6 protein-coding genes are annotated in these 6427 nt (G+C 61.7%); 2 read left to right on the forward strand and 4 right to left on the reverse strand.

The features are described from left to right. Positions 1-17: 17 nt before the first annotated feature. Positions 18-830, reverse strand: coding sequence for a GNAT family N-acetyltransferase (locus tag BN1132_RS15540; RefSeq protein WP_042078683.1), 813 nt, complete (start codon positions 828-830; stop codon positions 18-20). 327 nt (positions 831-1157) lie between these two features. Here BN1132_RS15540 and metF point away from each other — a divergent pair, with 327 nt between their 5' ends. After that, positions 1158-2054, forward strand: coding sequence for a methylenetetrahydrofolate reductase (metF, locus tag BN1132_RS15545; RefSeq protein ID WP_042078684.1), 897 nt, complete (start codon positions 1158-1160; stop codon positions 2052-2054). A 65-nt stretch (positions 2055-2119) separates the two neighbouring features. On the opposite strand, the gene BN1132_RS15550 is transcribed toward metF, so the two are convergent. Together BN1132_RS15550 and BN1132_RS15555 are read right to left on the reverse strand one after the other, a co-directional pair. After that, positions 2120-3184 (reverse strand): DUF3103 family protein, encoded by a 1065-nt coding sequence (locus BN1132_RS15550; RefSeq protein ID WP_042078685.1) that lies wholly within the window; start codon positions 3182-3184, stop codon positions 2120-2122. 147 nt (positions 3185-3331) lie between these two features. Further along, positions 3332-4483 (reverse strand): benzoate/H(+) symporter BenE family transporter, encoded by a 1152-nt coding sequence (locus BN1132_RS15555; RefSeq protein ID WP_042078686.1) that lies wholly within the window; start codon positions 4481-4483, stop codon positions 3332-3334. A gap of 113 nt (positions 4484-4596) precedes the next feature. Between BN1132_RS15555 and BN1132_RS15560 the strand changes: the two genes are divergently transcribed. Next, the gene (locus BN1132_RS15560; protein WP_042078687.1) at positions 4597-5172 is read left to right on the forward strand and encodes a helix-turn-helix domain-containing protein; all 576 of its coding nucleotides are present in this window, start codon (positions 4597-4599) and stop codon (positions 5170-5172) included. Here the strand turns inward: BN1132_RS15560 and BN1132_RS15565 are convergent. Further along, positions 5169-6365 carry an NnrS family protein gene (locus BN1132_RS15565; protein ID WP_042078688.1) on the reverse strand — a complete coding sequence of 399 codons (1197 nt, stop codon included), beginning with the start codon at positions 6363-6365 and terminating at the stop codon, positions 5169-5171. The genes BN1132_RS15560 and BN1132_RS15565 overlap by 4 nt on opposite strands. Positions 6366-6427 lie beyond the last annotated feature (62 nt).

Consider the following 6427-nt stretch of genomic DNA (forward strand, 5'->3'; position numbering starts at 1 on the left):
GCATCTGCCTCCCGTTTTTATTGCGGTGAAGGTTCGCCGGGCGTGGTGTGCCATCGGCAGAGGCTGCCGATGCGCGCCACCGGCGTGAAGCCGAGAGCGCGATAGACCCGCTGGGCGTGATAGTGCTCGTCGGCCACTATGATGAGTCGCGCGGCCCGCTCGAACCCCTGGTGAGCCACCTGGCTCAGCAGTTGGCGGCAGAATCCCTGGTTGCGCCACTCCCTGTGGGTGCGCACCAGCTGGAAGCGCCCCATGGTACCGGTGAAGAAGAGGCCGCAGCTGGCGATCAGGCGATCCTGATGCCAGATCCCCCACCACTGCCCCAGCCCGTCGGCGATCATCGCCTCATAGAGGTGGCGGCGCGACCGCAGATAGGGCAGGTAGCTCTCCTCCGAATGGGCGGGATCCCGCTCCTCCAGCTCGAAGGCGAGCCACTCGTCCCAGTCGTCGGCGCTGAAAGGGCGGGCCCGAGCCGCGCTGCCCCGGTCCGGCGCACGCCAGCGATCGGCCTCCAGGGCCAGCACCACACACTCCATGTACTGGTATCCCGCCGCCACGAAGCCGGCGACCCGGCTGTTTTGTCCCTCGGCCAGGGGCCACTGGAAGGTGCGATGGCGGATCCTGGGATCCTGGCCTATCAGGGTGTCGAAACTGGCCTCGAGCCAGCCCTTGTCACGATCGCTTGGGGGAGTGGGGAGCAACAGGTAGTTGCCGAAGTAGTAGTCCGGAGAGCCCGGGGTGCACACGGCCCAGAATCGCTCATGGTCCGTCACCTCGCCCTGATAGCGGTCGAACAGCAGATCGGTGGCAAAACCGGGGTGATCTTCCATGACGAGGCTCCTGTAAATGCTTGAATTGATTATCGGCAGGAGGGGAAAGAAGTTAAAAAAAGGCCGGGAGACCCGGCCAAACAATCACACGCAGATTCAGAACGTCCAGGACGATCCGCCCGCATCATAGCGTGCCTGACGGCATTTTGGGATGGGGCCGGTCATTACTTAGGTGGAATTGCAAAAGAAAAAAATCGTTTATCCCCTCTGCCGGCGAGAATTCGGTGTTGACTTTGATCCATTTTCTCATAAAGATAGAAAGACGTTTAGACGTCCAAACATCCGTTTTGACGTAGAGGAATGGGTTGCAGGACAGGGAGAGAGCAGATGGGATTTCACAGCGCGCGTCAGGTTGAAGCACTCAACCAGAGTCTGGCGGATCTGGGTGGCGACATATCGGTCAGTTTCGAGTTTTTTCCGCCCAACAGCGAAGGGATGGAGAATACCCTCTGGCAGTCCATCGAGCGACTTCAGGTGCTGGAACCCAAGTTTGTCTCCGTGACCTATGGCGCCAATTCGGGCACCCGGGATCGCACTCACAAGGTGATCAAGGACATCAAGGAGCGCACCGGCCTCATCGCCGCACCGCACCTGACCTGCATCGATGCCAGCCGTGACGAGTTGCGCACCATAGCGCGCGACTACTGGAACAGCGGCATTCGCCACATAGTGGCACTGCGCGGGGATCTGCCCCCCGGACTCGACAAGCCGGACATGTATGCCACCGACCTGGTCGCCCTGCTCAAGTCAGAGGCCGACTTCGATATCTCGGTGGCCGCCTATCCGGAAGGGCACCCCGAGGCCAGAAGCGCGCAGTCCGATCTGCTCAACCTCAAGCGCAAGATAGATGCCGGCGCCAACCGTGCCATCACCCAGTTCTTCTTCGATGTGGAGACCTACCTGCGTTTTCGTGATCGCTGTGCGGCCATCGGCATCGATGCCGAGATAGTGCCGGGCATACTGCCGGTCTCCAACTACCAGACCCTGGCCAAGTTTGCCGGCTTCACCAACGTGAAGATCCCGCGCTGGATGCATCAGCGTTTCGAGGGGCTGGAGCACGACCAGCTGACGCGCAACATGGTGGGGGCCAGCATCGCCATCGATCAGGTGCGGGTGCTGAGCCAGGAAGGGGTGAAGGACTTCCACTTCTATACCCTGAACCGCTCCGAGCTGACCTACGCCATCTGCCACACCCTGGGGGTGAGGCCGAAAGCTCAGGCCTGATCCCGCGACCCCGGATACAGGAAAGCCAATGAGTCTCCTCATTGGCTTTTTGTCTTGGATGAGGGTCAGGGTCGGGTCGGCTGGATCTCTTTGGGCTCCAGCGTGATGACCGCATTGCCGGCCGCGCCGGGATACTGGTGATAGCTCTGGTCCTGCTCCAGGGTATAGAAGGTATCGAGATAGTCGTCGTTGTTGGTCATCCAGGAGTCGGGCAGCGCCTTGACGATGCGGCCACCGAGATCGAGGAAGGGCAGGGCCTCCGGTACGCCACCCGCGGTGAAGCCGAGCTTGAGTGCTTCGATCAGCAGGGCGCTCAGCTCCTTGTAGTTGACGTTGTCATCCTGCTCCATCATGACGACGTCGACGGCACCCCAGCGGTAGCGATCCCAGTACACCAGGATCTGGTTCGGGCTGTAGTCGGTGTTGTCATCATCGAGATAGGGCATGTCGACGATGTCCACCACGGGTTCGTCCCTGGCGGGATTGACCCCGGCCACCACGGCGTAGATCTCGGCGGCTCCCAGCAGCCAGGGCTCCTGATCATCGTTGAGCCTGATCTGCTTGAGGATACTGGTCTTGAGTGGTGCCGTCCCGCTGGTGGCGCGAGGAGCAGCCTGCAAGTCGGCCTCGGCCAGCGCCTTGCGCATCACCTTCAGACCGGCATTCTTGGCCTTGATAGGGTCTGCTTCCACCACCAGCACCGGCCGCGCCGGTGGCTGGTTCACATCGAGATAGACGGGATTGCCGGCGCCGTCGAACGCCTCGATGGCGCTCCAGCTCTTCTCATCGCCGCTCGGCACATAGGCAACCAGGGGTTCTGCTCCCTGCTTGAGCGCATTTGCCTGCTCGGGATTGGCCAGCCGCAACTGCATCAGTTGTGTGACCTCACCCTCGAGCCCTTGCCGATGGATGGCGGCCTGGTTGGCATTCGTGGCCTGTCGTTTGAGGCGCGGGCTCGCCTTTTTCAGCAGCTTGGGCAGCGGACTCTGGTACGCCTGTTGGGCGAGCTGGGGCAGCAACTGCTTCTGCTGCAGTGCGAGCTGACGGGCCAGCTCCCTGTCCGTGTCGGCGGCTTGGGCAATGGTGGTACCCAGCAGCGCCAGCAATAAGATGACAGCCTGATTCCTCATTCTTCTTCTCCAGTATTGAGTCTGACAGCGACGCGTGTCGGGAAGGATCTACGGCGCTTTCTCACTAGACGGGAATGGGGTTCATATGTGAACCATCTCTGCCGAATTATGTGCTGTGTCTCACTGGGGTCTCCCCAGATGGTCAGATCAGGTGCGCAGCCGGTTGACTTGATGCAGCGCCACGCCGACCAGCAACCCCCAGCAGGCCGAGCCTACCCCGAGCAGGCTGATCCCCGAGGCGGTGATGATGAAGGTCAGCAAGGCGGCTTCTCGCTCTCCATCCTGCTGCAAGGCGCCGTGCAGGCTGCTGCCTATGGTTCCGAGCAGCGCCAGTCCGGCCACGCAGGTCACCAGCGCGGTGGGAAATGCGCTGAACAGGGCGACCACGGTCGCCCCGAAACAGCCGGTGATCAGGTAGAAGGCGCCCGCCCAGAGTGCGGCCGGCCAACGGCGAGCCGCATCGGGATCCACCTCCTTGCCCATGCAGATGGCCGCCGTGATGGCCGCCAGGTTGAAGGCATAACCACCGAACGGGGCCAGCAGCAAGCCGGTCAGGCCGGTCCAGGTGATCAGGGAGGAGGTGGCCGGCTGATAGCCATGGGCGCGCAGAATGGCAATGCCTGGCATGTTCTGGGACGTCATGGTGACGAGAAACAGCGGCAGGGCTATGCCCAGCAAGGCTTGGAAGGAGAAGGAGGGCGAGATCCACACCGGACGGGAGAGTTGCCAGTGCACCTCGCTCAGTTGCAGATCGCCCCTCAGGGTACAGAGCAACATGCCGGCAGCCAGCACCAGCACCATGGTGTAGCGGGGCCAGAGGTGGCGACCGAGCAGGAAGATCAGCAACAGGGCGCCAAGCAGCAGGGGATCCTGGGGGGCCACCTTGAAGAGGTCCAGTCCGAATCTGAGCAGGACGCCGGCCAGCATGGCGGCTGCCAGGGGAGCCGGAATGTGGCGCATCAGCCGATCGAACCAGCCGCTGATGCCGCAGAGGGTGATCAGCAGCGAGGAGAGGATGAAGGCGCCGATGGCTTCGGCCAGGCTGAAATTGCCAAGGCTGGTGATGAGCAGGGCTGCACCCGGAGTGGACCAGGCGGTCAGCACCGGGATGCGATAGTAGAGGGAGAGGCCGATGCAGCTTACTCCCATGCCGATCCCGAGCGTCCATAGCCAGGAAGAGACTTGGGCGGCGTCTGCACCGGCAGCCGTGGCGGCCTGGATGATCAAGACGACCGAACTCGTGTAACCCACCAGAACGGCGATGAGGCCTGCGACCATGTGAGGGAGGGCAAAGGGCATGGGAACTTCCTTGTGGATGCTGCTTGTCTGTGCGTTATTACGTACAATATGGCTTTGACTATAGCGATGTGCGTTATGGCGCACAATATGGTTCAGACAAAATCGGAGAGCAGATGCAGGAGATGAGTCGCTATCTGGCCCAGCGATTGAAAGGGCTGCGTACCGAGAGGGGGTGGAGCCTGGATGCGGCTGCCCGGGAAACCGGGGTGAGCAAGGCCATGCTGGGCCAGATCGAGCGAGGGGAGTCCAGCCCGACGGTGTCGACCCTGTGGAAGATTGCCACCGGCTTTCGGGTTTCCTTCTCCAGCTTCATCGAGCCGACCCCGGATGCCCAGGATGAGACGCTCTATCGGGTTGCCGACGACATTCGCCAGCAGCCGGCGGGTGAGGGCATGCAGGTGGCGCCCCTCTTCCCCTATGAGGGACGTTTTGGTTTCGAGCTGTTCGAATTGACCCTGTTGCCCGGCTATCAGCGGGAATCAGAACCCCATGAGCACGGGGTTACCGAGCACGTGATCGTCATCAGCGGAACTATGGAGGTGCTGGTCGACGGGGAGTGGCGCTCCCTCGATCAGGGGGAGGCCGTGCGCTTTGCCGCCGATCGCCCCCATGGTTATCGCAATCTGGGAATCGCCCCCGCCATCTTCCATAACCTGATCCACTACCCATCCCCTTTCCCCAGGGACTAGCCTGGGTGGCCGTCTGCTCTGGGACTGGTCAGGATGGGAGCATAGACCCAGACGAACAGGCCGTAGGCGGCAATCCAGCTCCAGCCGCTGAGGTTCCATCCCGTTAGGGTCAGGTTTGGCCAGCAGAGGGGTAGCAATACCCGCATGAGTGCAGACAGGATGACCAGCGCAAATGCCACCGTGATCCTGTGCCGGACCTGCAGGGCCCTGCCGCTGTGGCCGAGGGATACCCGGGCTATCATCCCGAGGATCATGGTACCCATGCTGCCTGCGCTAAGCAGGTGGCTGGTCAACGACAGGGTGATCGGCCAGCCGGCGGAGTGCGCGGCCAGAGCAGCCAGCCCCAGAGGAATGAAGAGGTAGGCCAGGTGCAGCGACCACAGCAGGGGGTGTGCCACAGTGGTGGCGGGACGCCAGCGCAGCTGTCTGTAAAGGTGTGCAGCGGCCGCCACTATATATAGAGGGAACATATAGAGGCCGGTGACCCACTGGGTGGGGAGCAGCAGCCAGAGCAGCAGGATGAGCCACAGGGCAGCGAGTGCAGTTCGCTCCAGCCACGGTAGAGGAACGGCTTTCTCCATCCCCGTGGCTCTGGCGGTGAAGAAGGGGATGACACGTCCTCCCATCACCGCAATCAGGGTGGTGAACAGCAGCACCGCCGTGATCAGCAGGTGTTCTATCAAGGGCCAGTCGGTGCGCCACAACCAGCTGGCGGCGTTGAGCAGGGTCAGGACGACAAGCAGAGGCACAAAGAAGAGGTTGCGCCACTGCCGGGTCGCTACGATAGGCTTGGCCAGAAACCAGGCGCAAAGGGGGAGCCAGAGCAGGTCTGCCACCATCAAGAAGATGTTTCCCTCCCCCAGCCAGGGCAACAATACCCTCGGCAGTGCCCACAAGGCCACGACCAGCGCCAAGGACCAGCTCCGCACCCCGGGATGTGCCGTCCAGTTTTGTACAGCGGTTAGAAGAAACCCCGCGACGATGGCAGCACCAAAGCCGAACAGCATCTCGTGGGCGTGCCACCAGATGGGGTTGCCAATTCCGGGCAGAGTGAACCAGCCGTTGAGCTGCCCGAGCCAACCCAGCATGGCCAGGCACGAAAACAGTGCTCCGAGCAGGAAGAAAGGCCGAAACCCGAGACGGAACAGGGGGACAATCTGCTCTTCTTTACGGTTATCCAGGATCTGGTGCATGACGACGACCTTAATTGAGTATTTGAAAAGCCAATTATAAAGTGGCTTTTCAAATACTCAAT

This window comes from Aeromonas sanarellii, assembly GCF_000820085.1.
Lineage (GTDB): Bacteria > Pseudomonadota > Gammaproteobacteria > Enterobacterales > Aeromonadaceae > Aeromonas > Aeromonas sanarellii.

Coding starts and splice junctions, on each gene's coding strand:
- BN1132_RS15540 (WP_042078683.1), bottom strand. CDS start 830: ATGGAAGATCACCCCGGTTTTGCCACCGATCTGCTGTTCGACCGCTAT.
- metF (WP_042078684.1), top strand. CDS start 1,158: ATGGGATTTCACAGCGCGCGTCAGGTTGAAGCACTCAACCAGAGTCTG.
- BN1132_RS15550 (WP_042078685.1), bottom strand. CDS start 3,184: ATGAGGAATCAGGCTGTCATCTTATTGCTGGCGCTGCTGGGTACCACC.
- BN1132_RS15555 (WP_042078686.1), bottom strand. CDS start 4,483: ATGCCCTTTGCCCTCCCTCACATGGTCGCAGGCCTCATCGCCGTTCTG.
- BN1132_RS15560 (WP_042078687.1), top strand. CDS start 4,597: ATGCAGGAGATGAGTCGCTATCTGGCCCAGCGATTGAAAGGGCTGCGT.
- BN1132_RS15565 (WP_042078688.1), bottom strand. CDS start 6,365: ATGCACCAGATCCTGGATAACCGTAAAGAAGAGCAGATTGTCCCCCTG.